The sequence below is a fragment of the Catellatospora methionotrophica genome (genome assembly GCF_011297335.1).
GTDB classification, from domain to species: domain Bacteria; phylum Actinomycetota; class Actinomycetes; order Mycobacteriales; family Micromonosporaceae; genus Catellatospora; species Catellatospora methionotrophica.
Window position 1 is genome coordinate 154,626 of record NZ_JAAOTJ010000006.1, and the last position, 15,213, is coordinate 169,838.

A 15,213-nucleotide genomic window follows, 5' to 3' on the forward strand; every position below is an offset into this window, starting at 1 on the left:
GCAGCCGGACGGAAACATGGCTCCCCACGCGAAGGGCGCCCGACCACACGCGGCCGGGCGCCCTCAGGTCGCGTCGGCTCAGGCGAGGCGGGCCAGTTCGGCCGCGATGGCCTCGCGGAGCTGGTCGTACTCCTCGGCCTTCGGCGAGACGAGCACGTCGTGCTCCTCGGCGAAGCGCACCTCGTTCGGATACCTCCACACGGGGGCGTCGCGGAACTCGCGGGCCTCCCACGAGTAGCGGGGGTGGATGTGCGCGTGCAGGTGGTGCAGCGAGTTGCCGAGGATCTCGTAGTTGAGGCGGCGGAACGCGGGGTCGAAACCGTTGCAGGCGGCGAACACCGCCTCACCGAGCAGGCCCATGTCGGCCAGGAAGTCCGCCCGCTGGGTGCGGGTCAGGTCGGTGAGATGGTCCGCGTTGTCCACGTCGGACAGCAGCACGCAGTAGCCCGGCAGGTGCTGCGTGTCGCCGAAGACGGCGTACCCGCTGTTGAGCTTGGCCATGACGAGGGGGTTGTCGCCGCGCCGGGCAGCACCCAGCCGGTCGGTCCGCCAGTCGGTGAGCAGCTCGTCACCGCTGGCGTGGGCGTGCCGCCCCATCAGGACAGGTTCGGGGCGTCGGGCGCCTGCAGCAGGCCGAGGCGCAGCGCGGTCATCAGGGCCTGGGCGCGGTTGGCGGCGCCCAGCTTCTCGTACAGCTTCGAGATGTGCGTCTTGGCCGTCGACTCGCTGACGAACAGCTGCTTGGCGATGCCGGACACGCTCATGCCCTCGGCCAGCAGCTTGAGCACCTGGCCCTCGCGCGGGCTGAGCTGCGGGCCGCTCGGGGTCAGTCGGCGCTTCATGGCCTCGGCCAGGTCGGCGGCGGTGAACGCGCTGGGCGCGCTGGCCGCGTGCCGGGCCGCCGCGACGACCTCGTCGGCCGGGGCGGTCTTGGGCACGAACGCGCTGGCACCGGCCTCGAGAGCGCCGAAGAGCTGGTCGTCGCCCGCGTACATGGTGAGCACCACGATGCCCATGGTCGAGCTGGACTTGCGCAGCGTGCGGGTGGCCTCCAGACCGCTGCCGTCGGGCAGGCGGAGATCCATGATCACCACGTCGGGGTGCAGGGCGCCCGCCTGGCGTACGGCCTCGGCGGCGGTGCTCGCCTCGCCGACGACCTCGAACTGGCGGTCCCGCTCGAACGCGTGACGAAGTCCCTTGCGGATCAGGTCATGATCGTCGACGAGCAGGACTTTGGTGCGCCCTGTCGGCACAGTACTGGTAGACATGCCCGCTTTTCTCCCCTTCTGGCACCCGCGCTCTGGCTGTGCGGGTGACACACGTTATCGCGTCGCCCGGCCCTCTTGTCGAGAGGAACCGCCCACGACCACGGCGACGGTCGTCCCCACCGGGTCTCGAGGCCTGATCTCGAGTCGGCCCCGGATACGTTCCGCCCTCTCCGCCATGATCGCAAGACCGTAGCGTCCGTCCGTACGCTCATCGGGTATGCCCTTGCCGTCGTCGGACACCTCGATCAGGCCGTATGGCGGGTCGACGGTGCAGGTCACCCATAGGTTCGCGGCATTCGCGTGCTTTCGGGCGTTGGTGATCGCCTCCTGCGCGATCCGGAGCAGCTCCGACTCGATCGAGGCGGGCAACCGGCCCGCCTCGTCCAGCGACAGGTTCACCTTCAGCCCGGCCTGGTTGCCCGAGATCCGGGCGAACTCGGCGATGGCCGCGGTGAGCCCGCCATGCCGGTCAACCTCGCTGCGCAGCTCGAACAGGCTCAGCCGCAGCTCGGTGATGACCCGGGTGATCTCGGCCCGGAGCACGCGCAGCTCGTCGGCGGTGTCCTCGGCCCCCTCCGGCAGCGTCGCCTGCGCGTTGTCCACGCCGTACCCGATCATCACGAGTTCCTGCGCGACGCCGTCGTGGATCTCGCGGGCCAGCCGCTGGCGCTCCTCGTTGGTGGCGATCGAGCGCACCTCCTCGAACAGCAGCGCGGCCTCCAGCCGCAGTGCCGCCGGGGTGGCCGCCGAGACGATCCGGCCGGTCAGCGCGGGCGGGTAGCCGTTGGTGCCGTCGCGCTCCAGGGCGACCAGGCCCACCGTGCGCACCCCGGCGATCAGGGGCACCACCAGGGCCGAGACAGGCCCGGTCTGGTCGAAGGAGCGCAGCTGGGAGCGGCCCGAGACCTGCGGCTGCTGGCTGGCCCACGCGTCGGCGATGGCCGAGTCCGCGTCGAGGCTGGTCTCCCAGGCCGCGCGGGTCGAGGTGTCGTCGGCCTCCACGCCGAACTGGGCCAGCACCACCAGGCGGCCCGCGCCGCTGGCGGCCAGCACCGCGGCCCGCTGCGGCCGGCCGATCGGGCGCAGCTCCTCCAGCAGGTGCTCGGCGATGCTGCCCGGGTCCAGGGTCGCGCCCGGTAGCTGACGGGCCACCTGGCGCAGCTGGGTGAGCAGGCGGGTGGCCTCGGCGTACGGCTGGGGGGTGCGGCGGATCAGGGCGGCCCGCTGCATCGCGCCGGTGGTGATGGTGCCGACCGCGGCCAGGATCAGCCACTGCGCGCAGGCGGCCAGGTAGCCGAAGTGGCTCAGCTGGCTGGTGCCGTCGGGCAGCACGGTCAGCCAGCCCGCCACGGCCAGCGTCACCGCGGCCGTGCTGAGCAGCCCGGCCGACTCCAGCGGGCGGTGGTTGAGCATCGCGGCGGTGATCGGCACGGCCAGGTACGGCAGGATCGCCGAGGCGCCCGCGCCGTCCGACAGCGCGTACATCTGGTCGGCGGCCAGCGCGATGGCGCTCGCGCCCAGGCCGACCAGCACCGTCTCGGCGAACCGGCCCAGCGGCGCGAGCACGGCGTGCCGGGGCGTGAGCACGCCCGGCAGCCCGGCCAGGGCCAGCAGGGCGACCCAGCGCAGCTCACCCCAGTCCTTGGTGGCCGCCATGATCAGCACGCCGACCAGCAGCAGCATGGTGCCGCGTACCGCGATGGCGATCAGCTGCGAGGCCGGGATGCGCCGCATGAGGCGGCGCTTCGGGCGCTCAGCGGTGGTAGATGGCATCGATCTCCTCCGCGTACTCCTTCATCACGACCGCGCGCTTGACCTTCAGCGACGGGGTCAGTTCGCCGGTTGCCTCGGTGAAGTCACGGGGCAGGATCGTGAAGACCTTAATGCCCTCGGCCGCCGACACGGCCTTGTTGGCCTCGGTGACCGCGGCCTGGATCTCGGCGCGCAGGTCGGCGTCGTGCACCAGCTCCGAAACGGGCGTGTCCGGGCGGTCCCGCCCGGCCAGCCAGGTCGGCAGCGCCTCGGGGTCGACGGTGACCAGCGCGGCGATGAACGGCTGCCGGTCGCCGACCACCATGCACTGGCTGACCAGCGCGTGGGCGCGGACCCGGTCCTCCAGCACGGCCGGGGCGACGTTCTTGCCGCCCGCGGTCACGATGAGCTCCTTCTTGCGCCCGGTGATGCGCAGGAAACCGTCGGCGTCGAGCGAGCCCAGGTCTCCGGTGTGGAACCAGCCGTCGGCGTCGATCGCCTCGGCGGTGGCGGCCGGGTTGTTCCAGTACCCGGGGAAGATGACCTCGCCGCGGGCCAGGATCTCGCCGTCGTCGGCGATGGCGATGGTCACCCCGGGCAGCGGCTGGCCGACCGTGCCGATGCGCTGCGCGTCCGCCCGGTTGAACGTGATCGCGGGCGAGGTCTCGGTCAGGCCGTAGCCCTCCAGCACGTTGAGCCCGACGCCGCGGAAGAAGTGGCCCAGCCGTTCGCCCAGCGGCGCGCCGCCGGAGATCGCGCTGTGGCAGCGCCCGCCCAGGGCGGCCCGCAGCTTGCCGTACACCAGCTTGTCGAAGACCGTGTGCTTGATCTTCAGGCTCAGCCCGGGGCCGCCGGGCGTTTCGAGGGCCTGGCTGTACGCGATCGCGACGGCCTCGGCCCGGTCGAAGATCGCGCCCTTGCCGGAGCCGTGCGCCTTCTGCCAGGCGCTGTTGTAGACCTTCTCGAACACCCGGGGCACGCTCAGCAGGAACGTCGGCTGGAACGTGCCCAGGTCGCCGACCAGGTTCTTCACGTCGGCGGTGTGGCTGGTGCGCACCCGGCCCTGCACGACGCCGATCTGCAGCAGCCGGGCGAACGCGTGCGCGAGCGGCAGGAACAGCACCGTCGAGGAGCCCTCCTGGAACAGGACGTCCAGGGCCGGGATCGCGTTGCCGATGTCGGAGAGCATGTTGCGGTGCGTCAGCACGCAGCCCTTGGGCCGGCCGGTGGTGCCGGACGTGTAGACGATGGTCGCCGGGTCGTCGGCGCTGCCCGACTTGCGCCGCGTCTCGATCTCGGCGGGGTCGACACTCTCTCCCCGCGTGACGAGCGTGGACAGGTCACCACCGTCGATCTGCCACAGCCGCGACAGGCCGGGCGCGGCCTCGCGCACCGTCGCGGTGTGCGCCGCGGTCTCGGTGAAGCAGCCCACCGCGCCGGAGTCGGCCAGGATCCACTGCACCTGCTCGGTGCTGGAGGTCTCGTAGATCGGCACGGTGACCGCGCCGCACGCCCAGATCGCGTAGTCGATCAGCGTCCACTCGAACCGGGTGCGGCTCATCAGCCCGACCCGGTCGCCGGGCCGCACCCCCGCTTCGACCAGACCGCGCGCCAGCGCGACCACCTCGGCGTGGAACTCCGCGCTGGTGACGTCGGCCCAGCCGGTCCCCGCGCGGCGGGAGAACTGCACCAGTCGGGGCGTCCGTGCCGCGTTGTCCCACACCGGGTCGGTCAAGCGGTCGGTGTCATCGATGATCACCGCCGGGGCCTGTGAAAACTGCCGCACCAAACGCTCCTTGAGCTGCTCGTTCGGGCACCTGACGCGTCCGCGCCGCCCGGCGGCCAGCGCCGCTGCCGCCCCCGGCACTGTAGAACGTCGTCCCGGTCCCCCTGCAAACGCTGTCCCTGTTCCGATGGGTTGCCGCCCGTCCGTCGTGGCGGGTCGGTCATGCCCCGGGCGCTACGGGTAGCCTGCTGTTCATGGCGGAATCCTCCTCCCAGTCGATCGTGATCAACGCCGACCCGGCCCGCATCGCCGAGGTCATCTGCGACTATCCCTCGTATCCCCGGTGGACCCAGGCCATCAAGGCCGCTGAGGTGCTCGAGGAGTACGAGGACGGCTACCCGGCCACCGTGCGCTTCGTCATCGACGCGGGCATCGTGCAGGACGAGTACACCCTGCACTACGACTACGCCGAGGACATCTCGCGGATCGAGTGGCACCTGGTCGCGCCGTCCAAGATGCAGAAGGCGCAGGACGGGTCCTATGACATCACCGACAACGGCGACGGCACCTGCACGGTGACCTACACGCTGTCGGTGGACCTCTCGATCGGCATGCTGGGCATGTTCAAGAAGAAGGCCGAGAAGGCGATCATGGATACCGCCCTGAAGGAGCTCAAGAAGCAGGTCGAGGCGGCCTGAGCATGGACATCTCGCCGGGCACTGCCCGAGAGGAGGCGGAGCGGCTGGTGGCGGCGGTGCTCGCTGCCGCGACGCTGGCCGCCAACGCCAATCCGCACCTGGCCACGGGCTCCCCGGAGTGCTGCGTGTGTCCACTCTGCAAGGTGATCGCGGCGGTCCGCGACCCCGACCCGGAGTTGGTCGAGCGGGTCGCGACCGGAGCCGGTGACCTGGCCGCAGGCCTGGCCAGCTTCCTGCGCAGCGTCTCCACCCACCAGCCTGCCAAGGGCGATGCGTGGCGCGACGCCACGGCGGGTGAAGGCGGCGACGCCACAGCAGGACAGGGCGACGCTCCGGCGGCCGACACGCCGGTGGCCGAGGCTCGGCCGATGGCAAAGAAGGCCGTGAAGAAGATCGTCAAGAAGGCTGTCGCGAACCCGACATCCGGTGTTTCCGAGCCTGAAACCTCGCCGTCACCCGACCGGGTTAAGGCAGTAAAGAAGGCCGTCCGCAAGGCTGAGCCGCACCCGCCGCCGGAGTTGTGACATCGATCTTCGGCGGGCGACGCTCGCCGGGGGTCCTTCCGGCGTTAGGGTGTTGCCCAAGTAGCACGGCGTGGGCTCCCCAAAAGCGTCACCGCCGGCAAGCCCAGCAAGAAAGGGTTCGGCCGTGGCACTCACCATCGGCGTGGACATCGGTGGCACCAAAGTGCTCGGCGGTGTGGTCGATCCTGACGGCACCGTCGTCGCGACCTGTCGTCGCGACACCCCGGCCGGCGACGTCGCCGCGACCCGGGACGTGATCATCGATGTGGTGAAGGATCTGTCCGCCGAGCACGAGGTGGACGCGGTCGGCATCGGCGCCGCCGGATGGATTGACGCGACCCGGTCGACGGTGCTGTTCGCACCGAATCTGGCCTGGCGTGACGAACCGCTGCGCGACTACGTCGCCAAGGCGGTCAACCTGCCCGTGGTGGTGGAGAACGACGCGAACGTGGCCGCGTGGGCGGAGTTCCGCTACGGCGCGGCGGCCGACGCCGAGGACTCGATGGTGATGTTCACCGTCGGCACCGGCATCGGCGGCGGCATCGTGCTCGGCGGCGCTCTCGTGCGCGGCGCGCACGGCATCGCGGCCGAGATCGGCCACATGCTGGCGGTGCCCGACGGTCACCTCTGCGGCTGCGGCCGGCACGGCTGCATCGAGCAGTACGCCAGCGGCAACGCCCTGGTCCGGTTCGCCCGCGCGGGTGCGCAGGCCGAGCCGGAGCGGGCGGCACTGCTGCTGGGCAAGGCCGACGGCAGGGTGGACCACATCACCGGCCCGATCGTGACCGCGGCGGCCCAGGCCGGCGACGAGGTGGCGATCGACGCCTTCACCCAGATCGGATACTGGCTCGGCCAGGGCCTGGCCGACCTGGTCCAGATCCTGGACCCGCAGGTCCTCGTGGTGGGCGGCGGCGTCATCGACGCCGGCGACCTCCTGATGACCCCGGCCCGCCAGTCCTACCTCGACAGCCTCGCCCAGCGGGGCCGCCTCCCGGTGGCCGAACTCCGCGCCGCCAAGATGGGCAACGTCGCAGGCCTGGTCGGCGCAGCCGACCTGGCTCGCCGCTGACCCCTGCAGATCGCCCATGAACGTGGAGACACGCCGGACGGTGTGTCTCCACGTTCGTCAGTGACGAGCGCGGGTGGGGCATGCTGGGCGGCATGTCGGTGCGGGTGGTGTCGTACAACGTGCACTCGTTGCGGGACGATCTCGGGGCGCTGGCGGGCGTGGTGCGGGGGCTGGCGCCGGATGTGCTGATCGTGCAGGAGGCGCCGCGGCGGTGGCGGTGGCGGACGAAGTGCGCTGACCTGGCCGCCTCGTTCGGGATGGTCATGGCGGCCGGGGGGATGCCCAGCCTCGGGAACGTGATCATGACGAACCTGCGGGTGCGGGTGCTGGAGCAGTGGTGCATGCGGTATCCGCTGACGCCGGGACGGCACATGCGCGGGGCGTGTTTCGCCCGGCTGGAGGTGCCGGGGCGGGGGCCGTTCGTGGTCGTGGGGTCGCATCTGTCGACCGACGACGCGGAGCGCCCGGCTCAGGCGGCGCTGCTCAAGCCCGCGCTGGCGCTGGACGACCCGGTGATCGTGGGGCTGGACCTCAACGAGACCCCGGACGGCAGCTCCTGGGGGTTGCTCACCGACCGGCTGGCCGACGCCGCGGCGCTGGCCGACCGGGAGGACCGGTACACGTTCCCGACCCCGAACCCGAACCGGCGGATCGACGCCATCCTCCTGGACCCGCGCCTGGAGCTGGGCAGATACCAGGTCGTGACGTCGGACGCGGCCGATCGGGCCAGCGATCACTATCCGCTGGTAGTGGACATCGTCTAGGAATCCGCGCTTTACAACCTCTGCCGCAAACGGGAAAGATGCTCTGCGTTCTCACCAAGACGTGGAGGTCGCGGGTGACGTATTCGGCCGGTTACGGCGATCCCGAGTCGGGTGGTCCCGCGACGGCGTGGCGTGACGGCTGGCCGGTCTACGACCGCAGCGGCACGGTCTGCGTCATCGGCGCGGGCCCCAGCGGGCTGACCGCGATGAAGAACCTCAAGGAGCAGGGGTTCGGCGTCGATTGCTACGAGCGCGACACCAGCGTCGGCGGCGCCTGGAACTGGCGGCACGACCGCAGCCCGGTGTACGCGAGCACGCACCTGATCTCGTCGAAGCCGTTCAGCCAGTTCCCGGACTTCCCGATGCCGGACAGCTGGCCGGACTACCCCAAGCACAGCCAGGTGCTGGAGTACCTGGAGCACTACGCCGACCACTTCGACCTCAAGCCGCACATCTGGTTCGGCACCGAGGTCGTCAAGGTGGAGCCCGCCGAGGGCGAGCGCTGGGACGTGACCACGCGCAGCACCGGCGGCTACGGCGGCGAGCGCATCCACCGCTACGCGGCCGTGGTGATCGCCAACGGCCACAACTGGTCCCCGAAGCGCCCCGAGTACGAGGGCCTGGAGGACTTCCGGGGCGAGGTGATCCACGCCGCGCAGTTCAAGGACGCCGCGCAGCTGCGCAACAAGAAGGTCCTGGTCATCGGGGCGGGTAACACGGGCTGCGACATCGCGGTGGAGGCGGCCCAGCAGGCCGCCCGCTGCTGGCACTCGACCCGCCGGGGTTACTGGTACACCCCGAAGTACACCCTGGGCCGCCCGGCCGACCAGGTCAACGACCTGATGCTGTGGCTGAAGCTGCCGCTGCGGGCGCGGCAGTTCCTTGCGCACCGGACCCTGAAGTCGACCGTGGGCGACCTGACCCGGTTCGGCCTTCCCCAGCCCGACCACAAGATCTACGAGACGCACACCATCGTCAACAGCCAGCTGATCTACTACCTGGGCCACGGCGCGGTCTCGCCGGTGCCGGACGTGGCGCGCTTCCACCGCAACAGCGTGGAGCTCAAGGGCGGCGAGGTCATCGAGCCCGACCTGGTCGTGCTGGCCACCGGCTACCACCCGTCGTTCGACTTCATCGACGGCAACCTGCTCGGCGTCGACGCCCACGGCCGTCCCCGGCTGGCCATGCACGCCTTCCCCAAGCGCCAGCCGACGCTGGCCGTGGCCGGGCTGCTGCAGCCGGACTCGGGGCTGTTCCCGCTGGTCCACTGGCAGATGGTGGCGTTCGCCCGGATGCTGCGGGTGCGCGAGGCGGCCCCGGCCAAGGCGGTCGCGGTGCAGCGCAAGCTGGAGGCCGAACTCGACCGGCGCTGGATTACGGCGAAGGTGAAGGACTCCACCCGGCACTGGTTCGAGATCAGCCACACCACGTACCTCAAGGCCATCCAGCGCCTGCTCGACGAACTCAGTCTGGAGGGGGCCAAGTGAAGGTCTTGCGGGCCCGCGAGTGGGCGTTTCCGATCGCGCCGGTGCGCCGGGAGGTGCGCCGCGCCACCCCCGAGGTCGACGAGGGCAAGCCGCCCGTGCTGTTCGTGCCCGGATTCGGCCACGGCGCGTGGGTGTTCGCCGAGCACTGGCTGGAGCACACCGCCGACCGGGGCTTCCCGGCGTACGCGGTGAGCCTGCGCGGGCACGGCGACAGCGCCAAGGCGCCGAAGGCGACCCTGCGGGCGTACGCCCACGATGTGGCCCAGGTGGCGGCCTCCCTGCCGCGCCGCGCGGTGATCGTGGGGCACGGGGCGGGCGCGCTGGTGGCCGCGCACGCGCTGGCGCGTTACCCGGCCCGCGCGGCGGTGCTGCTGTCGCCGGTCTTCGGCGGGGCGGGCACCGCGCTGCGCAACCCGATGCTCAGCCTGCCCGCGCTGTTCGGCGGCGGCCTGCGCCTGCCCGCCGGGCAGCTGTTCAGCCGTGAACTGCCGACCAGCGCCTCCCGCGGGTACGCCGCCCGCCTCGGCCGGGCCTCGACCCGCGCCCAGTGGCAGCTGCTGCGCGGGCGCGCCCCGCAGCCGCCGGTGGGCGACCCGCCGGTGCTGGTCGTGGGCAGCCCCGACGACCGCATCGTGTCCGACACGGCGCTGCGCCGGGTCGCCCGTGGCTACGGCGGCGCGCCGCTGCTGTTCCCCGGCATGGGCCACGACCTGATGCTGGACACCCGCTGGCGCGAGCCCATCGACGCCATCCTCGACTGGCTGGAGAAGTCTGCCTGACCCCCGCCCCACCCCCTGCCGCAACTCTTAAAGAGTCGCGGCCTCGGGGTGCGCCGGTGGCCGCGACTCTTTAAGAGTTGCGGCGCAGACGGGGCGGGGTGGGTGGGTGGGTGGGGGCTAGACGACGGCGCCGTCGTCGGGGGGGAGTTCGTCGTCCTCGTCGCCGGGGCGCAGGCGCATGATCAGGGCCGTCGCGCCGCCGAGGATGCAGACCAGCGCCAGCAGCATGCTCGCGCGCTCGTTGAAGGGCAGCAGCCGGGTGTCGAAGAACAGTACGAAGCCGAAGATGATCGACAGCACCGCGACGATCGCCGCGAACGGCACCCGTGGCAGCGGCGGAGGCGGCGGCGGCACGAACTCGTCGGGCGTGTCGTCGGGCACGCCGCTGCCGAACGTGTCGAGCGAGTCGAGCAGCGACGGGTCGCCGGGGGAGACCCCCCGGGGGTCGCCGGTCAGCGCGGGGCGGTTGAGGATCGGGCCGCCGGCGGGCCACACGGGTCCGGGCGCGGCGGGCGGGCCGGTGGGCGGCTCCTCGCCCGGGGGTCCGGTCCGGGCGGTCAGCGGCGTGTCGAAACCGGCGACGATGCGCGCGAACTCCGCATCCACCTGCTCGGGCGTCGCCTCGTTGCCCGAGCCGGGACGCGCGGGGTCGGCCGGCGTGCGGTCCGGGTCGTCCGTGGCTGGCACCTGGCACACTCCTTGGCGGGATAGGGGCTCGTCGTGGGGCCGGTGGGCATCGCTTCAAATCCTGACACGTGACACCCTGGTTCCGGCAGTAGGCTCTGCGATGCATGCCACAAACTCGGTATGTCCCGGCTGGCCGCCCCGAGCCGGATCGTCAAGCGCCACACCACGTTCGCCGATCGACTTGGACGGGACTCAGTGCTCTACTGGCTGCTGAAATACATCTTCCTCGGCCCCCTGCTGCGGTTGATCTTCAGGCCGCAGGTCGAGGGTCTCGAACATGTGCCGGACCAAGGCCCGGCGATCCTCGCCAGCAACCATCTCTCGTTCTCCGACTCCATCTTCATGCCCCTGGTGGTGAAGCGGAAGGTCACATTCGTGGCCAAAGCGGAATACTTCACTGGCAAGGGCCTCAAGGGCTGGCTGACGAAGATGTTCTTCGTGGGCACCGGCACCATCCCGGTGGACCGTTCGGGTGGCCGTGCCGCCCAGGCGGCGCTGGACACCCAGCTGCGGGTGCTGCGCGCGGGCGGGCTGGCCGGGATCTACCCCGAGGGCACCCGCTCGCCCGACGGGCGGCTGTTCCGGGGCAAGACCGGGGTCGCCCGGCTGGCGCTGGAGAGCGGCGCGACGGTGGTGCCGGTGGCGATGCTCAACTCCGACGTGGTGCAGCCCACCGGCAAGCTCATCCCGAAGGTGATGCGGGTGAAGATCCGCTTCGGAGCCCCGCTGGACTTCTCCCGGTACGCGGGCATGGCCGGGGACCGGTTCGTCGAGCGGGCCATCACCGACGAGATCATGTACGACGTGATGGAGCTCTCCGGGCGTGAGTATGTCGACACGTACGCCGTGAAGATCAAGAACGTGGCGGCGGCGGGCGTCTAGCCGAGCAGGCCCCGCGCCCGGTTGCGCTCGGCGAACTCGCGCACCTCGGCCAGGTCGCCGGCGTCGAGCGCGCCCGCCCGCGCGGCCCAGGCCAGCGAGAGCATCCGGTTGCTGGCGTCGCCGATGCGGGCGAAGATCGCGGCCGCCTCGACGTGCTCGCCCGACACGGTGGCCAGGGCCGCCCGGACCCATGGCGTACGCCGTGGCGAGCGGGCCAGGATCGCCCGCACGCGCTCGCGCTCGGCGTCCCCGAGCAGCGCTGCCGCATGCCCGGCGGCGGCGACCCACTCGCCGAACGGCAGCATCACCCGGGCCTGCCAGTCCCGCTCCAGCTCGCCGAGCAGCGAGGCGGCCTCCTCGGCCCGGCCCTGCAGCGCCCGGCACAGCGCGGCGGGCGCGGCCGCGCCCCGCAGCACCCGGTGGAAGCCGCTGCGGCGGGCGAAGTAGAGCAGCTTCTCGATGGCGTCGTCGTCGGGCTCCTCGCCCCGCAGCACCCGGATCCAGGACGAGGTCAGCACCGACATGGCGTCCCACTCCGCCGCGTTGGAGCGCATCGTCTCGCTGATGGCCCGCACCTGGGTGTCCCAGTCCCCGCAGAAGAAGGCGTCGGCGGCCTCCTTGTGGAAGTTCGTGGCCAGGCTCAGGCCGCCCGCGATGTCCACCGTGCGCTGCTCGTCCAGCAGCCGGTGGTGCCGGGCCAGGTCGCCCTCCTCCAGGCAGGCCCAGGCGAAGTTCTGCGCGGCCCGGCGGCGGCTGGTCAGCCGGTGCTCGCGGCAGTGCTCGGTGAGCAGCTCCAGCTCGCTGAACCCGGTCGGGTCGCCCGCGATGTACCGCGCGGTCGCCGACGTGATGCGCGCGTTGGCGTGCACCTCGGCCAGGCCGAGCCGGTCGGCGATGTCGGCGGCGGCCTCGGCCGCGCCGATGGCCGGCTCGGTCTCGTAGTTCATCATGTGCACCCGGGCCAGCTCCAGCAGCGCCTCGGCCTTCTCCAGGGTCTCCGGCAGCTCCTCGTAGCGCTCGACCGCGGCGTCCAGGTGAGCCAGGGTGGAGGCGCGGTCCGCCCGGCTCCACGCGACCGTTCCCAGCAGGGTCAGCGCGCGGGCCGCGCCCGCCCGCTCGCCGAGCCGGTCCAGCTCCTCGGCCAGCTCGGCCAGCCGCTGCGGGCCGCCGCTGTCGCCGAACGACTCCCCGGTCCGGAACAGCGACAGCTCCGCGGCGAACAGGTCCAGCAGCGGGTCGTGCGCCAGCTTCAGGCTGAGGGCCCGGTCCAGCAGGGTCGCCGCGGCGTCCAGGGCATGCAGGGCGTACGCGCGCCGGGCCGCCCGGTGCAGCGCGGCGCGGGCCGCCGGGGCGTACGGCTCGGGGTCCATGCCCAGCGTCCGGGCGATCTCGTGCGCGGCCCAGCGGTGGTTGGCCAGCACCTCGGCCAGGTCGGTGGCCCGGTTGTCGGTGATCTGCTCCAGCCAGTCGGCGGTGCGCTGGTGCCGGGTGACCCGCTCGGTGCGCGGCAGCCGCTGGTAGCAGACGTCGCGGACCAGCACGTGCCGGAACGCGTACTCCGGCTCACCGGCCATCGCCGAGGTCGGGTGCTCGGCGACCAGGTCGCGCTGCTGCAGCCGCTGCAGCGACCGGGTCACCACGTCGACGGGCAGGCCCAGGGCGCCCGCCACCGCGCCCGGCCAGAACTGCGTGCCGACCACCGCGGCGGCCTGCAGCACCGAGCGGTCGGTCGAGTCGAGCAGGTCGAGCCGGTTGGCGATGACCGCCTGCACGGTCTGCGGCATCGGCGTGGCGTCGCCGTCGGCCAGCGCCCAGTTGCCGCCGACCGGCCGCAGCTCGCCCCGCTCGACCAGCATCCGCACGAACTCGTGGGCGTAGAGCGGGTTGCCGCCCGCCAGCTCCACCAGCGGGGCGACGCCCGTGGCGGGGAAGACCGCCTGGCCGAACATCAGCCGGTACATGGCGGCGATGTGCTCGTCGTGCATCGGGCCCAGCGACACCGACACGGTGCCGGTCACCGCGCTGGTCCAGCCCGGACGGCGCTCGCGCAGCTCCGGCCGGGCGGTCGCGACGACCAGCAGCGGCACGCCGGGGCCGATGCTGCCGAGCATCTCCACGAAACGCAGCATCGCCTCGTCGGCCCAGTGCATGTCCTCGAAGACCAGCACGGTCGGGTTGGCCGTGGTCATCGCGAGCAGGAAGCGCCGCCACGCCGACTCGGTCTCGGCCGGGGTCAGGCCCGCACCGGGCAGGCCCACCAGCGGGCCGAGCGCGTCGCCCAGCCTGGCCGCCTCCAGCTCGCCGCACATGGCCCGCAGCGTGCTCTCCAGGCGGCTGCGGGCGGTCTGCTCGTCGTCGGTGTCGAGGATGCCCGCCTGTGCCTTGACGATCTCGGCCAGCGCCGAGTAGGTCACGTTCTCGCCGAACGGCGGGCAGTGCCCGACCCGCCAGCACACCGTGGTCTCCGGGATGCGCTCGGCGTGGCGGGCCAGTTCGCGCAGCAGGCGGCTCTTGCCGATGCCGGCCGGGCCGAACACGGTGACCAGCTGCGGGCTGCGGTCGCGGATGGTCCGGTGCAGGGCGGTGACCAGCAGGCCGCGTTCGTGGTCGCGGTTGACCATCGGGGTGGACTCGTCCCGGTCGCGCCGCTGCAGGCGCGCGGACACCGCCAGGAAGACCCGGCTGCTGGTGCTGCGGCCCTTGAGCGTCTGCGGGGCCTGCTCGGCGTACTCGATGTCGTCGGCGGTCGCCCCGGCCGTCTCGGCGCACACCAGCACGGTCCCCGGCGCGGCGGCCGACTGCAGCCGCGACGCCGTGTTGACCACGTCCCCGGCCACGATGGCCTGCCCGCCGTCGCGGGCCGCGTCGACGTCGACCAGCGCCTCGCCGGTGGCCACCCCGGCCCGGAAGGTCGCCGCGTCGGCCAGCGGACCGCGCCCGAGCACCCGCTGCGCCTCCAGGCCGGCCCGCACCGCGCGCAGCGCGTCGGTCTCGGTGGCGACCGGCGCGCCGAAGATGGCCATCACCGCGTCGCCGATGTACTTCTCGACCACGCCGCCGAACTGCCGGACCACCTGGCGCACCGCGCTGAAGTACTCCTGCTGCAGGGTGCGCACCTGCTCCGGGTCGGTCTGCTCGGCGTACGTGGTGAAGCCGACCATGTCGACGAACAGCACGCTCACCTGACGCCGGTCCTCCCGCGCTGGCGGGCCGGAAGCCGCGGCCAGCGGGTTGCCGCAGCCGGTGCAGAAGAGGTCGCCGAAAGCCACCGTACGTCCGCAGTGGACGCATGGTGGCGTGAGGTTAGCCCCGCAGCCGCCGCAGAACCTGTCGTCCGGGCCGGCCGCGCGGGAGCAGTGCGCGCAGGTTGGGGTCTTCACATCTCCGCCAGGTCGCCGGAGGTCCAGTATGGCCTGACCGACCGGGTCGATTCCTTACCGCTGTAGCTAACGCGACAAGGGGTCCGCACCAACACCGCCGCGCGGCTACAGTTTCGTGCACTGACAGACCGCGGCCTGCGCGCCGGGGTCTCGTGTGGCGCTGATGGCGAGTAAACGGGGGTTCCACCGACGTGGAC

Annotated in this window: 13 protein-coding genes; 7 read left to right on the forward strand and 6 right to left on the reverse strand. The window is 72.2% G+C overall.

Annotation, left to right across the window (positions count from 1 at the left end; translation table 11 throughout):
* Positions 1–78 precede the first annotated feature (78 nt).
* The 4 genes from HAV40_RS16955 to HAV40_RS16970 are packed head-to-tail and all read right to left on the reverse strand — an operon-like array spanning position 79 to position 4,806.
* Positions 79–597 (reverse strand): HIT family protein, encoded by a 519-nt coding sequence (locus HAV40_RS16955; RefSeq protein ID WP_166382320.1) that lies wholly within the window; start codon positions 595–597, stop codon positions 79–81.
* The gene (locus HAV40_RS16960) at positions 597–1,268 is read right to left on the reverse strand and encodes a response regulator transcription factor (protein WP_120316171.1); all 672 of its coding nucleotides are present in this window, start codon (positions 1,266–1,268) and stop codon (positions 597–599) included. The genes HAV40_RS16955 and HAV40_RS16960 overlap by 1 nt, the downstream gene beginning before the upstream one ends.
* 54 nt (positions 1,269–1,322) lie before the next feature.
* A complete protein-coding gene (locus HAV40_RS16965; RefSeq protein ID WP_166382322.1) occupies positions 1,323–3,041 on the reverse strand; it encodes a sensor histidine kinase in 1,719 nt (572 codons plus the stop codon).
* The gene (locus HAV40_RS16970; RefSeq protein ID WP_166382324.1) at positions 3,022–4,806 is read right to left on the reverse strand and encodes an AMP-dependent synthetase/ligase; all 1,785 of its coding nucleotides are present in this window, start codon (positions 4,804–4,806) and stop codon (positions 3,022–3,024) included. The genes HAV40_RS16965 and HAV40_RS16970 overlap by 20 nt, the downstream gene beginning before the upstream one ends.
* Before the next feature lie 194 nt (positions 4,807–5,000).
* Here HAV40_RS16970 and HAV40_RS16975 point away from each other — a divergent pair, with 194 nt between their 5' ends.
* The 6 genes from HAV40_RS16975 (at position 5,001) to HAV40_RS17000 (ending at position 10,067) form a co-directional block, all read left to right on the forward strand.
* Positions 5,001–5,444 carry an SRPBCC family protein gene (locus HAV40_RS16975; protein WP_155373198.1) on the forward strand — a complete coding sequence of 148 codons (444 nt, stop codon included), beginning with the start codon at positions 5,001–5,003 and terminating at the stop codon, positions 5,442–5,444.
* A 2-nt stretch (positions 5,445–5,446) separates the two neighbouring features.
* Positions 5,447–5,968, forward strand: a complete 522-nt coding sequence (locus HAV40_RS16980; protein WP_239085832.1) for a hypothetical protein — start codon at positions 5,447–5,449, stop codon at positions 5,966–5,968.
* Positions 5,969–6,092: 124 nt separating this feature from the next.
* Complete coding sequence (locus HAV40_RS16985; protein ID WP_166382326.1) at positions 6,093–7,037, forward strand: ROK family glucokinase; 945 nt, start codon at positions 6,093–6,095, stop codon at positions 7,035–7,037.
* 92 nt (positions 7,038–7,129) lie between these two features.
* Positions 7,130–7,801 carry an endonuclease/exonuclease/phosphatase family protein gene (locus HAV40_RS16990; RefSeq protein WP_166382328.1) on the forward strand — a complete coding sequence of 224 codons (672 nt, stop codon included), beginning with the start codon at positions 7,130–7,132 and terminating at the stop codon, positions 7,799–7,801.
* Between the two features lie 74 nt (positions 7,802–7,875).
* Positions 7,876–9,288, forward strand: coding sequence for a flavin-containing monooxygenase (locus HAV40_RS16995; protein ID WP_239085829.1), 1,413 nt, complete (start codon positions 7,876–7,878; stop codon positions 9,286–9,288).
* Positions 9,285–10,067: an alpha/beta hydrolase gene (locus tag HAV40_RS17000; protein WP_166382332.1), complete on the forward strand. Its 783-nt coding sequence runs from the start codon at positions 9,285–9,287 to the stop codon at positions 10,065–10,067. Before HAV40_RS16995 ends, HAV40_RS17000 begins: the two co-directional genes overlap by 4 nt.
* Positions 10,068–10,184: 117 nt before the next feature.
* On the opposite strand, the gene HAV40_RS17005 is transcribed toward HAV40_RS17000, so the two are convergent.
* Positions 10,185–10,754: a hypothetical protein gene (locus HAV40_RS17005; protein WP_166382334.1), complete on the reverse strand. Its 570-nt coding sequence runs from the start codon at positions 10,752–10,754 to the stop codon at positions 10,185–10,187.
* A gap of 195 nt (positions 10,755–10,949) precedes the next feature.
* Between HAV40_RS17005 and HAV40_RS17010 the strand changes: the two genes are divergently transcribed.
* On the forward strand, positions 10,950–11,636 hold the full coding sequence (locus HAV40_RS17010) for a lysophospholipid acyltransferase family protein (protein ID WP_166382645.1): 687 nt from the start codon (positions 10,950–10,952) through the stop codon (positions 11,634–11,636).
* Here HAV40_RS17010 and HAV40_RS17015 read toward each other — a convergent pair.
* Positions 11,633–15,016 (reverse strand): AAA family ATPase, encoded by a 3,384-nt coding sequence (locus HAV40_RS17015; RefSeq protein ID WP_166382336.1) that lies wholly within the window; start codon positions 15,014–15,016, stop codon positions 11,633–11,635. The genes HAV40_RS17010 and HAV40_RS17015 overlap by 4 nt on opposite strands.
* Positions 15,017–15,213 lie beyond the last annotated feature (197 nt).

What these genes read in the sequence shown, in the direction of transcription:
- HAV40_RS16955 (WP_166382320.1), bottom strand. Translation starts at nt 597, where the DNA reads ATGGGGCGGCACGCCCACGCCAGCGGTGACGAGCTGCTCACCGACTGG.
- HAV40_RS16960 (WP_120316171.1), bottom strand. Translation starts at nt 1,268, where the DNA reads ATGTCTACCAGTACTGTGCCGACAGGGCGCACCAAAGTCCTGCTCGTC.
- HAV40_RS16965 (WP_166382322.1), bottom strand. Translation starts at nt 3,041, where the DNA reads ATGCCATCTACCACCGCTGAGCGCCCGAAGCGCCGCCTCATGCGGCGC.
- HAV40_RS16975 (WP_155373198.1), top strand. Translation starts at nt 5,001, where the DNA reads ATGGCGGAATCCTCCTCCCAGTCGATCGTGATCAACGCCGACCCGGCC.
- HAV40_RS16980 (WP_239085832.1), top strand. Translation starts at nt 5,447, where the DNA reads ATGGACATCTCGCCGGGCACTGCCCGAGAGGAGGCGGAGCGGCTGGTG.
- HAV40_RS16990 (WP_166382328.1), top strand. Translation starts at nt 7,130, where the DNA reads ATGTCGGTGCGGGTGGTGTCGTACAACGTGCACTCGTTGCGGGACGAT.